Raw genomic sequence first — 1,587 nt, 5'->3', positions numbered from 1 at the left:
ATAGTTTCTTGCAGCGCATGATGGCAAAGGCGGCCATGTGTCTTCCCCTCTTCGGTGGACTGTCGGAGAGGCTGGAGGGGGGCGACAGAATGGCGACCTCCGGTGGGCCTCTTGACAAGCAAGAGTACTCACTAGACTTTACTTCGTAAAGTCGCTCGCTCCGGCAGGGTGCCGGAGGAAGAATCAACCCCTTGATAGCTCCCCCCTGAAGGGGGGCAAAAGATAGGGTGATCGGGGGGCGCTGTGGCGTTTGCCTCCCCCAGAACCGGAGACCCTCAAAAGCCGGTTTTGCAGGGAAGGGGGGATCTCGCCACGGGTCCATATGGGCGTTTCCGCCGCCCACCGTCTGGTGGATCTATCCACTGCAGGGGGCGGCTTGTAGGGGCTGCGCCCCTGAAAACCGGACATCAAAAAGCTGTTTTGATACATCAAAACCTTGTTTTTGATGCGGGAGGGGGTAGTATCAATTTCTGGTTTTGATGAATCAATACGGGGTTTTTGATATGGAAGAGCAGAAAGCCAAGTGGGTGTTTGATCAGGGGGGCTTCTCGAAAGCCTGGGTAGTGCCCACCCCGATGGGTGCCGGCTACCATCTCCACCTCGTCCAGTTCGGGAGGCAAGCTGAAACCAGCGTGTTGGAACGCCAGAGGGGAGGCTGGCGAGTGTTCAAGACGATCGATGCTGCGGTAACTACTGCCAAAACCATAGGGTTCCGGCGCATCGAGGTCGATTTGACCTCCCTGTGAGACAAGTCCCTCCCCTAATACAAACCCTAAGGGAGATCCTGTTACTCCCTTGGCCCTGTGGGGGGCGTGGGCAAAGGCCCGTGGGTGTGGGCAATCCCTGTGGTCAGGGCAGTGGGCGGGCTGTCTTTTTGGCCCGTCCACCCCTGTCCATAGGGTTGTCCATGCCCCTTGAGGGCCGTTCGCCTGGAAGGCGATTGTCCACCCATCCACAGGGTTGATCATCCGAGGCTCATTTGACGCGCATAAGAGAATAGATGTCTGCAGACCAGTAACGGCGCGGCCTAGCGGGGAGTTTGTCACTGTGAGAGTGACAAACTGTCACTGTGAGAGTGATTTTGTGTCACTGTGAGAGTGACAAATGGCACGAAAGTCGTTGCAAAATAGCTTTACTGAACAGTAGAGTTTGTCACTACTTTTAGTGAATAGGGATTGAGAAATGACCACAGCAAGGGTGCTTACTTCGACAAGGACAACTCACTTGGATCACTCCACTGGTGAAGTCTTAAGTACGGAGGATGTGATTGTTGCCCGAATACCTAAAGAGCCAGCCTATGTGAAGATGTACATCGAAGACCTATCTCGGATAGTTGGTCTTAGTGCTGGTGCTCAATCAGTGCTGTATGAACTGGCTGGAAAAATCGATTACGAGGGAATCGTCCTCATCACCAAGGGCACTCGAAATAGAATTGCCGAACGAACTGGGTTGAAAGAGCCAACTGTCCGCAATCGAATTTCAGACTTAGTGGCATCAGGAATCATGCGAAAATCGGGGTACTGTGAGTACGAAATGAACCCGGAACCTCTTTGCCAAAGGGGATTGGCAGGACGTATACAAGCGCCG

2 protein-coding genes are annotated in these 1,587 nt (G+C 53.9%); both read left to right on the top strand.

Features of this window, described 5'->3' with window-relative positions:
• Nucleotides 1-503 precede the first annotated feature (503 nt).
• Complete coding sequence (locus AC1VYI_RS01140) at nucleotides 504-746, top strand: hypothetical protein (protein ID WP_482876199.1); 243 nt, start codon at nucleotides 504-506, stop codon at nucleotides 744-746.
• Between the two features lie 436 nt (nucleotides 747-1,182).
• On the top strand, nucleotides 1,183-1,587 hold a 405-nt coding region (locus AC1VYI_RS01135; protein ID WP_482876192.1), incomplete at its 3' end, for a replication/maintenance protein RepL.

It is taken from the genome of Enterobacter sp. QK-SA4, assembly GCF_056856775.1.
This window is presented reverse-complemented; position numbering and strand designations above follow the sequence as displayed.

Coding starts and splice junctions, on each gene's coding strand:
- AC1VYI_RS01140 (WP_482876199.1), top strand. CDS start 504: ATGGAAGAGCAGAAAGCCAAGTGGGTGTTTGATCAGGGGGGCTTCTCG.